Raw genomic sequence first — 16,809 nt, 5'->3', positions numbered from 1 at the left:
CGCGCCCGGATGGACCTGCACTACACGTTAAACCGGAACTCCACCACATCGCCGTCGGCCATCACATAGTCTTTGCCTTCCATCCGGACCTTGCCGGCGGATTTGGCAGCGGCCATGGTGCCGTTGGCATCGAGGTCGCCGAATGAGACCACCTCGGCCTTGATGAAGCCCTTCTGGAAGTCGGTGTGGATGACTCCGGCTGCTTCGGGAGCCGTCGCGCCCTTCGGGATCGTCCAGGCACGGGATTCCTTGGGGCCAGCTGTCAGATAGGTCTGCAGACCCAAGGTGTCGAAGCCGACGCGTGCCAGCTTGTCCAGACCGGCTTCCTCCTGCCCGGTCGATTCCAGCATCTCCCGCGCCTCTTCTTCGTCGAGTTCGGAGAGCTCCGACTCGAACTTGGCGTCCAAGAAGATCGCTTCGACCGGGGCCACCAGAGCACGCATCTCAGCCTTCTTCTCTTCATCGGCGAGCACATCGTCGTCGACGTTGAAGACATAGAGGAACGGCTTGACGGTCATCAGCTGCAGTTCGCTCAGCTGCGTGACATCGAATTTGTCGGCCTGCATCGCCTGGAAAAGCGTCTTTCCGCTCTCGAGGATCTCCACTGCGGCATCGATGACGGTCAGCTGTTCTGCCGGTGCACGCTTGCCCTTCACTTCTTTTTCGATCCTCGGCCGCGCCTTCTCCAAGGTCTGCAGGTCCGCGAGGATGAGCTCAGTGTTGATGGTGTCGATGTCGTCGGCGGGGCTGATCTTGCCCTCGACGTGAATGACATCGTCATCGACGAAACCGCGGATGACCTGGCAGATCGCTTCCGCCTCGCGGATGTTGGCCAGGAACTGGTTGCCCAGGCCTTCGCCTTCGGACGCGCCTCGGACGATCCCGGCAATATCGACGAAGTCGACGGTTGCATTGAGGATGCGTTCGGAGCTGAAGATCTCTGCCAGTCGAGTGAGTCGCGCGTCGGGCAACGGCACCACGCCGACGTTCGGTTCGATCGTCGCAAACGGGTAGTTCGCAGCGAGAACTTGGTTCTTGGTCAATGCATTAAACATGGTCGACTTGCCGACATTGGGCAGTCCCACGATTCCGATAGTTAGAGCCACGGTAGCTAAGTCTATCCCGCCGCCGAGGTGCGGGTCTAAATCTCGTGTCAGTGCCGTCTGTCACGCTCGAGTCATGAATTCTTTCCCCACCGCTGGACTTCCCATCGTCTTCATCCTGGCGATCATCATCAGCGCCGCCCTCGGCTTCCTCCTCGGTCGCGCGCACATGCGTTCTCGCTATATCGAGCGACTCACCAGAGCAGAGACCACGTCTCGGATCCTCACCAGCCGGACGGAGGATCTGGAAGCCGATGCGCAGATGGCCGGTGAGATCACCGCTGCAATCGGGCCGCTGGCGGCAAGCGTCAACCATCTGCAGGAGAATCTTCAGGCTCAGGACCGAACTCAGCTCGAGCAGATCACTCGCCTCAATACGCAGATCGGCCACCTCAGCCAACAGAATCTCCGGTTGCAGGAGTCGACGGGTTCACTGGCCAGTGCCCTGAACTCGACGACTCAGCGCGGTGACTGGGGTGAAGTCCAGCTCAGACGAATCGTCGAATATGCGGGACTCCTCCCCCATGTGGACTTTGAGACACAGGTCAGCAGCGTGCGTGATGGTAAACGCCATCGACCCGATATGACCGTCAACCTACCCGGAGGCGGAACGATCATCATCGATGCCAAGACGCCGCTGTCAGCTCGCATGGACGACGCAGATGCCAGCGATGAAGATCATGCTCGAGCACTTCTGCGCCATATCGATTCTCTGGCGTCCAAGGAGTATTGGAAGTCCTTCGACACCGCGCCGGATTTCGTCGTCTGCTTCGTCCCCACGGACGGACTGCTGTCCGCGGCGGCATCGACCTATCCGAAGATGATCGATCATGCTCTCGGCAAGAACGTCGTGCTCGCCTCCCCCGCCACGCTTCTGGTCCTGCTCAAGACCGTGGCGCTCAATTGGCGGCACGCGGACATGAGCACATCTGCGGCTGAGGTCCTCAAGCTCGGCACCGAACTCTACGAACGCATCGGCACGTTGGTCACCCACGTGACGCGAATGGGCTCGAGTCTCGACCGCTCGGTTGAGGACTACAACCGTTTCGTATCGTCGTTGGAATCACGGTTCCTCGTCACGGCCCGGAAGTTTCCATCCACGGGAATCGTCGCGACCGAGCTGGACACAGTAGCGGAGCTTGACTCACGTAGCCGTGGGGTCAGCGCTGAAGAACTCTCGCGGCCACGCTTCTCAGGACAAGATCTTTTCGCGACACCAGACCGGAATGATCTGCGCGGTCGCCACACCGGCACCGATTAGGGAACGGGCCTATCTAGATGAGGTCGTGCTTCCGGTCGGCACCGTCGCGCTTGTTCGAGGTCTTCTCGCCTGCGGCCTTGAGATCTTTGCGCAGTTCGCGAGGCAGGGAGAACATGATGTCTTCCTCTGCCGTGACGATTTCCTCGACCGAGCCGAAACCGTACTCGGCCAACAGCTTCAGAAGATCCTGAACCAGCCCTTCTGGCACGCTCGCTCCTGAGGTCACTCCGACAGACGCGACATCATGGAACCAGGTTTCGTCGACCTCACGAGCGAAATCGACGCGACGCGCGTCCTTAGCCCCATGTTCCAGAGCAACTTCGACAAGACGCACGGAATTCGACGAGTTGGCCGAGCCGACGACCAGAACCAGATCGGACTGCGGGGCGATCTTCTTCACCGCCACCTGCCGGTTCGACGTGGCATAGCAGATGTCATCGCTTGGAGGGTCCTGCAGGTGTGGGAACCGTCCGCGCAGGATATCGACCGTGGCCATCGTTTCGTCGACACTCAACGTCGTCTGTGAAAGCCAGACCAGGCTCTGTGCATCGTCGATCTCGACAGTCTTGGCTTCTTCCGGGTTCTGGATCAGCGTGATGTCGTCGGGAACCTCTCCCATGGTGCCTTCGACCTCTTCGTGACCTGCGTGACCGACAAGCAGAATGTGGTAGCCGTCGCGGGCGAAGCGGACGGCCTCGCGGTGGACCTTCGTGACCAAAGGGCACGTGGCGTCGATTGTGGACAGCTCACGTGCGGCAGCCTCGGCGTGGACCGCAGGCGAGACACCGTGGGCGGAGAACACGAGCCGGGCCCCCTCGGGAACTTCGTCAGTCTCGTTGACGAAGACAGCGCCGCGTTCGGACAGAGTGTCGACCACGTGCCGGTTGTGCACAATCTCCTTGCGCACATAGACAGGAGCACCGTAGTGCTCGAGTGCACGCTCGACGGCGATCACTGCGCGGTCGACACCGGCACAGTATCCGCGCGGGGCCGCCAGAAGGACCTTCTGGTCAGCGCCTTCGGGCGTCCGGATATCCTCCGGGGCAAGACGTTTGCGCGGAATGGTGGGCATGGGTACAGATACGGCAGTCACAAGCTCAGTTTAGGCCGAGGACCTGAACAACGGCTACAAAGGTGAAGCAATCCACATCATCCCCCTCACCGATGGCGTTCCCGCGCGGCGCTCATTCCTCATGTCACCACCGTTCGTTAGGGTGGTGGACTGGAAGGGGAGACAACATGGCGCAACGAATTTCCGGCACTCCCGGGACTCTCGGCGAAACGCTCGAGACTCAGGAGCTGGCCGCGACAGCAGGCGAGACGACGGCAGAGAACCCGTGGCCCCTGAGTCTGCTCTCAAGCAAGATGAAGTCCTATATCGATCGTATGTCGAGCGTATGGATCGAGGGACAGGTCGTCGAGCTCAACCACCGCGGCAAGGCCAGCTATCTGACTCTGCGCGACACCGATGTCGAGATGTCACTGCCGGTGCAGATCTGGAAGAACGTGCTTGAACGCACCGGTGCACCACTGTCGGAAGGCAGTCATGTCGTCGCCAACCTCAAGGCTGATTTCTGGACGAAGACCGGTCGTCTGACCATGCGTGCCAATGACATCCGGGCCGTCGGCCTCGGCGAACTTCTTGCCCGACTCGAGCGGCTGAAGAAACAGCTCGGCGCAGAAGGCCTGTTCGACCCGAACCGGAAGAAGCGTCTGCCGTTCCTGCCCAATCGGATCGGCCTCATCACCGGCAGGGATTCCGATGCGCAGAAGGACGTCGTTCGCAACGTCGCCCTGCGCTGGCCGGCCGCCGAATTCGAAATCCGCAACTGCGCCGTGCAGGGACCCGATGCGGTGCCAGGCGTGATGAAGAATCTGGCCGAACTCGATGCCGATCCACAGATCGACATCATCGTCATCGCTCGCGGGGGCGGGAGCATGGAGGACCTGTTGCCGTTCTCCAACGAGGCTCTGGTCCGAGCGGTGTCTGAGGCGAACACCCCCATCGTGTCGGCAATCGGTCACGAAGCCGACCGCCCGATCCTCGACGAAGTCGCTGACATGCGCGCATCAACTCCCACCGATGCAGCCAAACGCATCGTGCCCGATGTATCCGAGGAGGCGATGAACCTACTGCGCGCTCGGGCTGAACTCGATGCCGCCGTCAATCGGATCATCGACCGGGAGCAGGAGATGCTCACCGCAGTCCGCTCACGCCCGGTCCTTGCCGAGCCTCAGACCATGGTGGATGCGCACGAAGAGCAGCTGCGACTGGTCCGTCGACGCAGTCTCCAAGCGACCACGACGCGCATCATGCAGGGGCAGACCGAGATCAGCCATCTGCGTTCACAGGCACGTTCACTTTCACCCTTGCGGACCCTCGAACGCGGCTACGCCGTCGTCCAAAACGACGATGGTCAGGCCATCAGAGACTCAGCCGAGGTAGTCACCGGCGCCGGCGTCCACGTCCGTGTCGCTCGCGGACGCTTTGACGCCGAGGTGACAGCGGTGCAGGAGAGCACCGATGACAGTCGAGCCTCCGAGCACTAACAGCATCTAGCCCAATCACACTCGATCAATCCCACGAAGGACACAATCATGACAGAACCGACAGTCCAGCAGACCCCGGCCGACATCAACTCCCTCAGCTACGAGCAGGCTCGCGAAGAGCTGGTCGGAATCGTCAAACGACTCGAAGCCGGAAATCTCCCTTTGGAGGATTCGCTGAGTCTGTGGGAACGCGGCGAGGCCTTGGCCGACCGTTGCCAGGGGTGGCTCGATGGGGCACGGGAACGCCTTGACAAGGCGCGCGAAGAATCTTCAGACGACGAGGACTGAGCCTCAGCTCAGCTGTTCGGCGACCTGCTTCGCGAAGGAGTCGATGGTCTCGGGAGTCGCGATTGCGGTGATGACGACGAAGGTGTCGCCCTTGCCTGTAACCCAGTATTCCTTGGCGTCTTCGGTCCGATAGATCTGGAAGTCCGAGCCGCCGACGGTCACCGTCTCAGCGGCAACTGCATCGTCGACTTGGTTCTCAGCCCAGTTCTCGGTGGCCTTCGCCTGCTCGATGCTCACCCATTGCCGTTCGGTGCCGATGAAGGACATATACCAGGAGGTGTAGTCGGATTCGCCCACTCGGTCCAGGCTCGCCTCGTTCGAAGTCCATCCACTCGGGATTTCAGGCACGATGAGTTCGAAGTCGGCACTGTCCTCGGATTGCTCCGCAATCGTCTGGTAGTCGACCACACGCTGGGAGTCGACCTCCGGTTGCGGCGCGATCAGCAGAACCACTGCGACGACGGCCAGACAGGCCAAGATCGCGATGATCATGTTGACCCAGTTCGAGTTATTCCGCAGGAAGCGCATCTCTTCTCTGGACCCCGGGAGCATCACTTCGGACTCGTCAGCCATTGGCACTCCCTTGGAACTGGCATCCGTGCGTGTCACGGGCGCCTGCGCTCCCTCAGCGTAGGTTTCGGATTGGGCGTTCACATCGCCATTGTCCTCGCGGATGCCGCCAAGGGCCAATCCTGGGCGGGCATTCATGGTGGAGGCCACAGGGACGGAACGAAATCGTCCCGATGTCGGCGCCGAACGTGTGGGGTGGCACAATTGGACTTATGAGTGACTCCAATGAATCTGCTGACGTGAAATCTCATCATGACCGAGGCCGAGTGGATGCCGAGGCCCCTCCGGTAGCTGTGACCGATGCCTGGTCCCAGAAGGCACAGGTCGGAGCAGACGCCCCCGACCGCAACCTCGCCCTCGAACTCGTCAGAGTCACCGAGGCCGCCGCCATTGCAGCCGCCCCCTGGGTGGGCCGCGGCGACAAGATCGCTGCCGACGGTGCCGCTGTTGCTGCAATGCGCAACGTCATCTCGACTGTGCGCATGGCCGGACGAGTCGTCATCGGCGAAGGTGAGAAGGACGAAGCGCCGATGCTCTTCAACGGTGAGCAGGTCGGCGATGGCGAAGGCGCCCACTGCGATGTGGCTGTGGACCCGATCGACGGCACCCGTCTGACCGCACTGGGGATGCCCAACGCGATTTCGGTCATGGCGGTCACCGAAGATGGTGCCATGTACGACCCGTCAGCCGTCTTCTACATGGAGAAGCTCGTCACGGGCCCTGCTGCCGCTGACGCCGTCGACCTGCGCCTGCCGGTGGCAGAGAACATCCGCCGTGTAGCGAAGGGCAAAGGCACAAACGATCCGGCTTCTGTGACCGTGATGATCCTCGATCGTCCGCGCCACCAGAAGATGATCGATGAGATCCGTGCTGCAGGAGCACGCATCCAGCTCATCACCGACGGCGATGTCGCCGGTGCCATCGCCGCCTGCCGTCCCGGAACCGGTGTCGACATGCTGATGGGCATCGGCGGCACCCCCGAGGGCATCATCACCGCCTGCGCGATCAAAGCACTGGGCGGAGTCATCCAGGGCCGTCTGTGGCCGCAGGACGATTCCGAGCGTGAGGCTGCAGCCGCAGCCGGACTCGATGTCGACAAGGTGCTCAACACCGATGATCTCGTCACCGGTGACAACAGCTACTTCGTGGCCACTGGCATCACCAACGGTGATCTGCTCGACGGTGTTAAGTTCGACGGCGGACACGTCACCACGCACTCGCTGGTGATGCGCTCCAAGTCCGGAACCGTGCGTTCGGTCTTCGCCGAGCATCAGGCGGCGAAGACCCATTCGTATGTCGAAGCTGCCGAAGAGGCGGCTCGCCGCGGACTCATCTGAGCCTCGGCCTCTGGTCTCCACCCCTCATCACCGTCGACACCGGACGCAACCGATTCGACCCCCTGACCTCACAAAGCGGAAGTAGGTTCTTGACCGATGCCGAACGAAGCATGGACACGTCTGCTCGAAGGAAATCATCGCTTCGTCGACGACGTTCCGCAGCATCCCAATCAGGACACCGCCCGACGTGAGGCACTGTCGAACAACCAGATGCCCTTCGTCACGCTTTTTGGCTGCTCCGACTCACGCGTGGCAGCGGAGATGATCTTCGACGTCGGCCTCGGCGACATGTTCGTCGTGCGCAACGCCGGTCAGGTCGTCGATCCGGTGACACTCGGTTCCCTCGAGTACGGGGTCGAGATCCTCGGCACTCCGCTGCTGGTCGTGCTCGGCCACGACAGCTGCGGTGCTGTGACGGCTGCGTATGACTCCTACGACTCCGGAGAGACTCCCCCAGGGTTCATCTCCGATGTCGTGGCGCGGATCCTGCCCACTGTGGCCAGGGCCCGCAAGAACAATCGCACAACTGTCAACGAGACGGTCGCTCAGAACACCATGGACACGGTTGAGAAGATCATGCAGCTCTCAGCGATCATCGCCCGTGCAGTCAATGAAGGTCGTCTCATCATCGTCGGCCTGACCTACCAGCTGCATGACGGCCGCATCACGGTCGTCGCCCAGCATGGGGGCGACGAGGACGCGGCCTCGACCGACGCCTCCTGAGCACGGCTGCACCCGCGGCCTCAGCAGACACAATGACGAACAGCCCAGACATCATGTCGGAAAGGACAACTATGAGCGAAGAGTTTCGCATCGAGCACGACACCATGGGAGAAGTGAAGGTTCCCAAAGATGCCCTGTACAGCGCACAGACACAGCGCGCCGTGCAGAACTTCCCGATCTCGGGCAAAACCCTGGAATCGGCGCATATCGCCGCTCTGGCCCAGGTGAAGAAGGCAGCGGCGAAGGCCAACCTCGAACTCGGAGTCCTCGACGCTGACCGGGCAGAAGCCATCCAGAAGGCCGCCGAGGCGGTCATCGCCGGCGAATATGACGCCCACTTCCCCATCGATGTGTTCCAGACCGGTTCGGGAACATCGTCGAACATGAACACCAACGAGGTGCTTGCCTCCCTGGCGACGAAGGCCCTGGAATCCCAGGGCATCGACGTTCACCCCAACGACCACGTCAACGCTTCGCAGTCCTCGAACGACGTGTTCCCCACCTCCGTGCACGTCGCCGTGACCAAGGCGCTGGTCAACTCGCTGATCCCGGCGATGGAGACCCTGGCCTCCTCACTGGAGAAGAAGGCGAAAGAATTCGCTTCGATCGTCAAGTCGGGCCGCACCCACCTCATGGATGCCACACCGGTGACGCTGGGACAGGAATTCGGCGGCTATGCCGCCCAGGTCCGCTACGGCATCGAACGCATCGAGGCCTCGCTGCCCCGCGTCGCCGAGGTCCCCCAGGGCGGCACCGCCGTGGGCACCGGCATCAACACACCCGACGGATTCTCCGCACGCGTCGTTGAGATCCTCGCCGAGGAGACCGGCCTTCCCATCACGGAAGCACGCAACCATTTCGAGGCTCAGGCCAATCGCGACGGACTCATCGAAGCCTCGGGCCAGCTGCGCACGATCGCCTACGGCTACATGAAGATCTGCAACGATCTGCGGTGGATGGGATCGGGGCCGAACACCGGCCTCGGCGAAATCGCGATCCCCGACCTGCAGCCCGGTTCCTCGATCATGCCCGGCAAGGTCAACCCGGTCATCTGCGAAGCCACGATCCAGGTCGCTGCCCAGGTCATCGGCAACGACACCACCGTGGCGCTGTCCTCGACCAATGGTGCCTTCGAGCTCAACGTCGGCATCCCGGTGATGGCGTCGAACCTACTCGAATCCATTCGTCTGCTCACGAACTCCTCGACCGTCATGGCCGAGAAGATGATCGACGGACTCCAGGCCAATGAGGAGCGTGCCCGTTTCCTCGCCGAGGCCAGCCCCTCCATCGTGACTCCACTGAACAAGGTCATCGGCTACGAATCGGCGGCGAAGATCGCCAAGCACGCTGTGGCCAACAAAATGACCGTGAAGGAAGCCACCATGGACCTCGGCTTCGTCTCCGACGGTTCCATCACCGAGGCCGACCTCGACAAGGCACTCGATGTCACCACGATGATCGGCAACTACAAGTAAGTCACACAGCAGAGGGGCCCGGTGGCAGGACTTCACATCCTGGCACCGGGCCCCTCACATTCACCTCATCGAGCGCACACTGGATCGCCGAGAGCAGACTCCCTGGACTCGCCCCTCGACATTGCCGTCGCGCCTCGACGCTGCCATCACCTGTACCTGTCGGCGCTGCGGAGCGCCGAGGGGCGGCGCTGAGTGCTATGAGCGGAAGGGATCGAATTCCTCGAGCACATCGGTGACCAGTGCTGCGATCTCGGAGCGTTCCGATCTGGTCAACGTCACGTGGGCGAACAGATCATGGCCCTTGAGCTTCTCGATCACCGCCGCGACGCCGTCATGTCGACCCACTCGAAGATTGTCGCGCTGCGCCACATCGTGGGTGAGCACCACCTTCGAATTCATCCCGATGCGTGAAAGCACGGTCAGCAGCACATTGCGTTCCAGCGACTGAGCCTCGTCGACGATGACGAACGCATCGTGCAACGACCGGCCCCGAATGTGCGTGAGCGGCAGAACCTCGAGCAAGTCGCGGTTCATCACCTCTTCGATGACGTTCTTGCTGACCAATGCCCCAAGGGTGTCGAAGACCGCTTCGGCCCACGGATTCATCTTCTCCCCCTCGGTGCCGGGCAGGAAGCCGAGGCTCTGGCCGCCGACGGCATAGATCGGACGGAAGACCATGATCTTCGAATGCTTGTTCTCCTCGAGCACCTTCTGCAGTCCCGCCATGAGGGCGAGTGCGGACTTCCCCGTTCCGGCTCGGCCTCCCAAGGACACGATTCCCAGCGCATCGTCGAGGAGCATGTCGATGGCCACCCGCTGCTCAGCAGACCGGCCGTGGACACCGAAGATGTCACGATCACCGCGCACCAGCGACACGCGCTTTCCCGAGCGGACACGACCAAGTGCGGAACCACGAGGTGAGGTGATGACGACGCCGGTGTTGACGACCTCATCGGCAACCGCCTCGGTGGTGGCCCACCCCTTGTCGTAGAACTGCGACATCTCGTCCTCGTCCAGTGACAGTTCGCTCATCCCCGTGAACCCGGAGTCGGTGGCGAGTTCCGCCAGATACTCCTCAGCCCGCAGGCCGAGGGCAGAAGCCTTCACCCGCATCGGCACATCCTTGGTCACAACCACCACGTCCTGGCCTTCAGCAGCCAGATTTCGGGCGACTGCGAGGATGCGAGTGTCGTTCTCCGCGCCATCGAAGCCGATCGGCATCGTCGAGACATCGACGTGGTTGAGTTCAACCCGCAGTGTGCCACCGGCATCGCCGACGGGAATAGGCTCATCAAGCCGGTCGAATTCGGAACGGAAGTCATCGAGGATGTGCAGTGCTTTGCGGGCGGTGAAACCCAGTTCTGGATGATTGCGTTTGGCTTCCAACTCGGACACGACGACCAGCGGAATGACGAGATGGTGTTCTGCGAATCTCAACAGAGCACCCGGGTCGGAGAGCAGCACCGAGGTGTCGAGAACGTAAGTGTGAACGTGTGCGGTCATGAGGACCCCTGTGGCGTGAGTACCGCCGAGATCCGAGTCCTGACATCCCCCGATCTCGGGTTGGTGTCGACCAACTACTGCCAACCTAACCCCGATTCGAGGCCAAGTGGGCAACGGCTCGCGTGTTCGGGAGAGTCGCGGTTGTGAACTTCGCATGAACCGCGGACGGCCCGGGACCTATTTTCCGAAGCGGCGCTGGCGCAGGCCGTAGTCGCGGACCGCGCGCAGGAAGTCGGTGCGTCGGAAGTCGGGCCAGTACGCTTCGCAGAAATAGAACTCCGAGTAGGCGCTCTGCCACATGAGGAACCCGGACAGTCGCTGCTCACCCGACGAACGGATGATGAGGTCGGGGTCCGGCTGGCCCTTGGTGTACAGATGTTCGCTGATCTGCTGTGGGGAGAGTTCGGAGATGATCGTCTCCAAGTCGGTGCCCTCATCCGTGCGCAGGCGCAACAGCGACTTCACCGCGTTGACGATCTCCTGCCGTCCGCCGTAGCCGACTGCGACGTTGACGCGCATCTGGCAGTCCCCCGCAGAGGTGGCCGCCTCCAAACGTGCGCGCAGGCCCGGTGGCAGGATCTCCAGGTCCCCGACCAACTGCACCCGTACGCCTTTGAGAGATGCGATCTTCTCGACCAGGTCGGAGATGATCTCGATGAGGACCTCGACCTCTTCGGCGGATCTGGCGAGGTTCTCCTTGGACAGGACGTAGAGCGTGACGATATCGACGTCGATCTCATCACACCACCCGAGGAACTCGACGATCTTCTCGGCTCCGGCCCGGTGCCCGTCGGCGGTGGTGGCACCGAATTCCTTCGCCCAGCGGCGGTTGCCGTCGGTGATGACACCGACATGCCTGGGCACTGGGACAGATTTGTCCAGCTCGCGCAGGAGCCGCCGCTCATAGAGACGGTAGAGCAGGCTCACCGGTCGCGCCACACTGTCCTCTTTCACACTCGGATTCCGGTCGGTTCGACCACCTTACACAGTACTATCCCGAACGGCTTCACGTCGGCTGGCGCACCCCGAGGGTGCCGTTGAACGATCCCTCAGGTGAGGTCGATATCCTGAAACCATGAACGCACCAGTCACTGAACCGCCCTCACCCAGCTCCGAAGATCAGAGGTCAGTCGACTCCACATCCCCAGCGCAGTCGCGCTCCGGCTACCCTGTGCACATCGCCCGCAGGCGCTCCGCTCTGCGGCGTGAGTTGGACAAACTGGCAGGTCAGGTCAAACCCAAACTGCGTGGCTGGTTCCACGCAGCAGCCTTTCCCCTCGCGACGTTCGGCGGCTTGGCTCTGGTCATCATCTCTCCCACAATCGAGTCTCGGATCGCGGCTGCGATCTTCGCCATCACCGGGATGCTGCTCTTCGGGACCTCTGCCGTCTATCACCGGGGGCGGTGGCGGACTCGAGCCCGACTGATCCTGCGCCGGCTCGACCATGCGAACATCTTCCTCATCACCGCGGGCACCTATACGCCGTTGGCGGTGCTGACTCTGCGGACAGATCAGACGATCCTGCTCCTGTCCGTCCTCTGGGGTGCAGCAATCCTGGGAGCAGCCTTCAGGACCATCTTCACAACCGCGCCGCGGTGGCTCTTCGTTCCCATCTATGTGGGCTTCGGCGTCGCCGGAGTCGGCTACATTCCCCAGATCTGGGCGAGCAACCCTGCGGTGGGCATCCTCGTCGTGGCAGGCGGTGTCTGCTATGTCGTGGGTGCCGTGATCTACGGAATCAAAAAGCCCAATCCCTCACCGAAGTGGCTTGGCTTCCACGAGATCTTCCACATTCTGACGATCGCCGGCTACGGCTGCCATCTCGCGGCGCTTCTCGTTGCCGCGGTGGCTGCCTACTAGACGCCTGTTACTCAGCTTCTGACAGATCAGTCCTGAGATCGTGCAGGGTCGCCCTGCTCGGGGTCGGTCACGTTCTGACCCGGGGCGTCCTGCTCCGTTTGGGAATTCTCAGTCTCTGCCGCCGTTGACGCCTCCTCATCTGCGACTGGTGCAGATTCGCCGGAGAGCTTTGACTGGTTGGGCACGGCATACTTACGCATCGGGATCGGATACGCATCATCGGCATGTGCGCGTGCGCGCACGCGACGAACTCGTTTGAGGGCATCACGAATGAGGAAGATGATGGCGATGACGATGACCAGTGTGACCACGAAGCCGATCGTGCCGGGAGTCACCAGATCAGGGTCGGGGGCTCCGCTGGGGGTCGCGTCCTGTGCTGCAGCCAGAATCATGCACTCTCACCTGTCACTTCGTCGTACTCGTCTTCGTTCGGTGAAGCAGGCAGCATGCCCTCTGCTGGCACCTTCCGACCATCATCCAAGGTCACCGAGGCGAAGAGGTCGGTCTCTTGAAAATCAACGCCGGGTGTCAACGCGGTCCGATCAGTGTTGTCGATGGCGAGCTCGAACTCCTCTGTCGGCCAGTACGTCCGCGCGGCTTTGCGCGAGGCGGAGAAGAACCCGCCGTCGGGATCGATCTGTGTGGCGTGGGACAGAAGAGCACGATCACGGGAAGGAAAGAACTCTGCACAGTCAATCGTCGTGCTCAACCAGTTGACCCTCTGGGCATCGCGTTTCTTAAAGTCCTCGATGTGGCCGGCGAAGGGAGACTCGAGACCTGCCTCGGTCATCTTCTCGTGGATGGTCACCCACTTCTTCGCGGACAGATCCTGGTTGAAGTAGACTTTCTCAACCTGCCAGGGCTCGCCGAGTTCCGGGTTCTTCTCCGGGTCTGCAGCGGCCGCCACCGCCGCCATCGTCACCGCGTGGTTTTTGATGTGATCGGGGTGAGGGTACCCGCCCAGCTCATCGTAGGTCGTCACGACCTGTGGGCGGAAGCTGCGGATGATGTGCACCAGGGGCAGCATGGCCACCTCGTCGGGGACTCGGTAGAAGCAACCGGGGGGCGTCTGGTTGTCGAAGTCACCATCGGGCAGTCCCGAGTCGACGTGTCCGACCCACACATGCTCGGCGCCCAGAGCGGCTGCGGCCGTGGCCATCTCTTCGCGACGCAGACCTGCGATGTCACGGCTGGCCTTCGGGCTCTGCAGCAATGCAGGGTTGAGGATGTCTCCGGCTTCACCACCGGTCATGCTGGCGATGAGGACTCGAGCTCCGAGTGCGGCGTACTTCGCGCTCGTAGCTGCGCCTTTCGAGGATTCGTCGTCAGGATGAGCATGAACCGTCAGCAGACGCAGTCCATGGTACGGAAGCGAAGTCATGTTTGGTGTGTCCCTTTCGATTCAGCCCGGTGACGTTCCGTTTCCTGCGCAATGGCTGAAATGATCGCAGGAGACGGATCGACTACTCTAGGTTAGTGCGCAATGTTCGTAGATGAGGAATTCAATGACTGAGGTAACAGTGGAAAAACCACTGCATGATGATCGATACGGTCGTGTCCGCGAGCCCAAACGGCGTCTCGGAAAAACGGCCAAGATCATCGCCATCGTCATCGTCTCTGCCCTGATCATCGCGATTGCGTTTGTGGCATTTCGACCACAGACCAATCCCACGACTCCCAAGACACTCGGCTATTCAGTTGTCGACTCTTCCTTAACACAGGTCACAGTGGCAATATTTCCTGATCAGGATCGGGATGTGCACTGCATCGTGCAGGCGACGAACGACTACGAAGCCATCGTCGGCTTCACCGAGATCACCCTCCCAGCCGATCCCACCGCCGATCCCCACTCGCCCAGGCAGATGGACATCGATCTGGCCACGACGCAGCTGGCTTCGTCCGGCCACGCCGACGCCTGCTGGTTCGAATAGCGCTGTCTGCACGCCTCACCTCTGGCACAACTGCACTGTCTGCTGGAGGGGTAAGCACACGTGACGGAGATCATCGTTTTCGCGTGCAGATGCGTTAGACTGTAGTTTCATTCACCATCCGGGCGTACCCAACGCCCGGTTTTTCGTTGCCTGACGCGCCTGTCAGCGCACCGAACCGAAGAAGGAGAAGTCATGACCGAGGATGTCACCCAGGAAGAAACATGGTTGACTCAGGAAGCCTTCGACCGTCTGTCGCAGGAACTTGAACACCTCTCCGGACCGGGACGTGCAGAGATTGCTGAGAAGATCGAAGCCGCCCGCGACGAGGGTGACTTGAAGGAGAACGGCGGATACCACGCGGCGCGCGAGGAGCAGGGCAAGCAAGAGGCACGCATTCGCCAGCTCGAGCTGCTCCTGCAGTCTGCGAAGGTCGGATCCAGCGACAGCGATGGCAAAACCGTGTCCCCCGGTTCCGTCGTCACCGCGAAGGTGGCCGGAAACGACATGCGGTTCCTGCTGGGCAGTCGTGAGATCGCCGGCGATTCCGATATCGACGTGTTTTCGGAGAAGTCCCCACTGGGCGCCGCGGTGCTCGGTGTCGCCGTCGGAGGAAAGTCCAGCTACGAAGCCCCCAATGGCAAGGAGATCAAGGTCGAGGTCAAGAACATCGAACCTTTCTCCGGCTGATCGAACAGCCCCACTCGGGGTGCAGCCATGAAGCAGTGGGCGGGTGATCATCACCCGCCCACTGCTTCATTCACTGTGCTGCTGCGTTATTCACACCGCCACCTTGCTCACACGGACCGACTCATTCGGTTTGGCCTCCGCCCTTCGTCAAGTCATCGTCGGATGTCTCGACCGCAGCCTCGTGGATGGTGGTGTCGAGCTTGCCCTTCGCCCTCTCCAGCACGGCTGAGGCCTGATCCCCTTCACCATCGGACGGACCATTCGGGTTCTTGGCTCGGACGATGTAGGTCACTACCGTGTTGAGCACGGCGACCATAGGGACCGCGAACAGCGCGCCGACGATGCCGAACAGGAAGCCACCGCCGGTCACTGCGAGGATGACTGCCAGCGGGTGGACTGAAACGGCCTTGCCCATGAGGAAGGGCTGCAGGATCTGACTTTCGATCTGCTGCACGGCGATGACCACAGCCAGCATGATGATGGCACTGACCGGACCGCTGGAGACCAGGGCGACGATAATAGCCACGACGCCCGAGGCGATCGCACCGACGACGGGGACGAACGAGGCCAGGAATACGAGCACTGTCAGCGGAATGACCAGCGGGATCCCGAGGAACGCGGCACCGATGCCGATGCCGATGGCGTCGACGCCGGCCACGAGGACCTGAACACGCACGTACTGGACGAGGGTGGTCCAGCCACGCTCTGAAGCTCCGGTGGCGGTGGGCTGGGCCGGCAGCGGCAGCAGACGCATCGCCCAGCGGAAGATCTTCTCTCCGTCATAGAGGAAGAAGAAGGTGGCGAACAGGCACACTGCGGCACCGGTGAGGAATGTGCCGACCGAGGACGTCGCCTGCCACGCGCCGCCGAGGAGCTGGGAGCTGTTGTTCTGGAAGAAGTTCGTGGCCGTATCGATCGAGTCGTCGATATAACCGGAGACCGTCGAAGCATCCAGACCGAAGGGCTTGGTGGCCAACCAGTCGCTGATTCCGGAGAACCCTGTGATCACCTGATCGACGAGGTCTGGCATACCCGAGTAGATCTGCTGGCCGACCAAGGTCAAGAGTCCCGAGACGACGACGATGAACCCGAGGAAGGCGGTGAGCGCAGCGGCGACCCGGGGCAGCCCCTTCTTCACCATCCAGTTGGTGAACGGTGCCAGGAGCGCTGTGAGCAGGAGGGCGATGAGCACCGGCAGAACGACGCTCGAGATCTTCGCCAACAGCCAGAATGCGACGCCGATAGCGACGAGTACGACTATCGAGCGCCAGGACCACGCGGCTGCGAGTTTGAGGCCCGGGGCCACATAGGGGACAGCTTCGGCTTCGATGCGGCTGTGTGCGATCTCCTCGGCGCTGACATCCTGCACACGTGGAGCCTGCTTGGAAGGTGTGGAACGGCCGTCGTTGCGGCCCTTGCGAAACGCCTCCCAGGCCCCCCGGAATCGATTCGGGGATTGCTTCTTCTCATTGTCAGACATAACTCAACAATAGTTGTTGGGAGGCTCAGAGAAGTGCAAT

17 protein-coding genes are annotated in these 16,809 nt (G+C 61.7%); 9 read left to right on the top strand and 8 right to left on the bottom strand.

The genetic code is table 11. The annotated features are described in order from the left end of the window. Positions 1-20 precede the first annotated feature (20 nt). Positions 21-1,106: a redox-regulated ATPase YchF gene (ychF, locus tag AAFP32_RS06330; RefSeq protein ID WP_350271088.1), complete on the bottom strand. Its 1,086-nt coding sequence runs from the start codon at positions 1,104-1,106 to the stop codon at positions 21-23. Positions 1,107-1,179: 73 nt separating this feature from the next. Between ychF and AAFP32_RS06325 the strand changes: the two genes are divergently transcribed. Then, on the top strand, positions 1,180-2,364 hold the full coding sequence (locus tag AAFP32_RS06325) for a DNA recombination protein RmuC (RefSeq protein ID WP_350271087.1): 1,185 nt from the start codon (positions 1,180-1,182) through the stop codon (positions 2,362-2,364). Between the two features lie 13 nt (positions 2,365-2,377). On the opposite strand, the gene AAFP32_RS06320 is transcribed toward AAFP32_RS06325, so the two are convergent. Then, on the bottom strand, positions 2,378-3,436 hold the full coding sequence (locus tag AAFP32_RS06320; protein WP_101619816.1) for a 4-hydroxy-3-methylbut-2-enyl diphosphate reductase: 1,059 nt from the start codon (positions 3,434-3,436) through the stop codon (positions 2,378-2,380). Positions 3,437-3,603: 167 nt separating this feature from the next. On the opposite strand from AAFP32_RS06320, the gene xseA reads away from it, so the two are divergent. After that, positions 3,604-4,914 (top strand): exodeoxyribonuclease VII large subunit, encoded by a 1,311-nt coding sequence (gene xseA / locus AAFP32_RS06315; RefSeq protein WP_101619817.1) that lies wholly within the window; start codon positions 3,604-3,606, stop codon positions 4,912-4,914. 48 nt (positions 4,915-4,962) lie between these two features. Then, positions 4,963-5,202, top strand: coding sequence for an exodeoxyribonuclease VII small subunit (locus AAFP32_RS06310; protein ID WP_101619818.1), 240 nt, complete (start codon positions 4,963-4,965; stop codon positions 5,200-5,202). Positions 5,203-5,205: 3 nt separating this feature from the next. Here AAFP32_RS06310 and AAFP32_RS06305 read toward each other — a convergent pair whose 3' ends face one another. Next, positions 5,206-5,910: a DUF4245 domain-containing protein gene (locus tag AAFP32_RS06305; protein WP_233430405.1), complete on the bottom strand. Its 705-nt coding sequence runs from the start codon at positions 5,908-5,910 to the stop codon at positions 5,206-5,208. A gap of 74 nt (positions 5,911-5,984) precedes the next feature. Here AAFP32_RS06305 and glpX point away from each other — a divergent pair, with 74 nt between their 5' ends. The 3 genes from glpX (at position 5,985) to AAFP32_RS06290 (ending at position 9,307) form a co-directional block, all read left to right on the top strand. Further along, positions 5,985-7,109, top strand: coding sequence for a class II fructose-bisphosphatase (gene glpX / locus AAFP32_RS06300; RefSeq protein WP_350271086.1), 1,125 nt, complete (start codon positions 5,985-5,987; stop codon positions 7,107-7,109). A 96-nt stretch (positions 7,110-7,205) separates the two neighbouring features. Next, the gene (locus AAFP32_RS06295) at positions 7,206-7,832 is read left to right on the top strand and encodes a carbonic anhydrase (protein WP_101619821.1); all 627 of its coding nucleotides are present in this window, start codon (positions 7,206-7,208) and stop codon (positions 7,830-7,832) included. 71 nt (positions 7,833-7,903) lie between these two features. Further along, the gene (locus AAFP32_RS06290; RefSeq protein ID WP_350271085.1) at positions 7,904-9,307 is read left to right on the top strand and encodes a class II fumarate hydratase; all 1,404 of its coding nucleotides are present in this window, start codon (positions 7,904-7,906) and stop codon (positions 9,305-9,307) included. Positions 9,308-9,502: 195 nt separating this feature from the next. Here the strand turns inward: AAFP32_RS06290 and AAFP32_RS06285 are convergent, their stop codons facing one another. Together AAFP32_RS06285 and AAFP32_RS06280 are read right to left on the bottom strand one after the other, a co-directional pair. After that, a complete protein-coding gene (locus AAFP32_RS06285; RefSeq protein WP_350271084.1) occupies positions 9,503-10,810 on the bottom strand; it encodes a PhoH family protein in 1,308 nt (435 codons plus the stop codon). A gap of 177 nt (positions 10,811-10,987) precedes the next feature. Continuing rightward, positions 10,988-11,749 carry an isoprenyl transferase gene (locus AAFP32_RS06280; RefSeq protein ID WP_350271459.1) on the bottom strand — a complete coding sequence of 254 codons (762 nt, stop codon included), beginning with the start codon at positions 11,747-11,749 and terminating at the stop codon, positions 10,988-10,990. A gap of 136 nt (positions 11,750-11,885) precedes the next feature. Here AAFP32_RS06280 and trhA point away from each other — a divergent pair, with 136 nt between their 5' ends. After that, entirely contained in the window at positions 11,886-12,671 is a 786-nt protein-coding gene (trhA, locus tag AAFP32_RS06275) for a PAQR family membrane homeostasis protein TrhA (protein WP_101619825.1), read from the top strand. 26 nt (positions 12,672-12,697) lie between these two features. Here the strand turns inward: trhA and AAFP32_RS06270 are convergent, their stop codons facing one another. Together AAFP32_RS06270 and mca are read right to left on the bottom strand one after the other, a co-directional pair. Next, complete coding sequence (locus AAFP32_RS06270) at positions 12,698-13,063, bottom strand: hypothetical protein (RefSeq protein WP_101619826.1); 366 nt, start codon at positions 13,061-13,063, stop codon at positions 12,698-12,700. Then, complete coding sequence (gene mca, locus AAFP32_RS06265; protein WP_350271083.1) at positions 13,060-14,052, bottom strand: mycothiol conjugate amidase Mca; 993 nt, start codon at positions 14,050-14,052, stop codon at positions 13,060-13,062. Before mca ends, AAFP32_RS06270 begins: the two co-directional genes overlap by 4 nt. A 124-nt stretch (positions 14,053-14,176) precedes the next feature. On the opposite strand from mca, the gene AAFP32_RS06260 reads away from it, so the two are divergent. Next, the gene (locus tag AAFP32_RS06260; protein ID WP_350271082.1) at positions 14,177-14,602 is read left to right on the top strand and encodes a DUF4307 domain-containing protein; all 426 of its coding nucleotides are present in this window, start codon (positions 14,177-14,179) and stop codon (positions 14,600-14,602) included. Positions 14,603-14,794: 192 nt separating this feature from the next. After that, entirely contained in the window at positions 14,795-15,289 is a 495-nt protein-coding gene (greA, locus tag AAFP32_RS06255; RefSeq protein ID WP_101619829.1) for a transcription elongation factor GreA, read from the top strand. Between the two features lie 121 nt (positions 15,290-15,410). Here greA and AAFP32_RS06250 read toward each other — a convergent pair whose 3' ends face one another. After that, a complete protein-coding gene (locus tag AAFP32_RS06250) occupies positions 15,411-16,769 on the bottom strand; it encodes an AI-2E family transporter (RefSeq protein WP_350271081.1) in 1,359 nt (452 codons plus the stop codon). Positions 16,770-16,809 lie beyond the last annotated feature (40 nt).

The organism is Brevibacterium sp. CBA3109 (genome assembly GCF_040256645.1).
Classification (GTDB): Bacteria; Actinomycetota; Actinomycetes; order Actinomycetales; family Brevibacteriaceae; genus Brevibacterium; species Brevibacterium koreense.
Note: the sequence above shows the minus strand (reverse complement) of the source record. Positions and strands in the feature narration are given on the sequence as shown.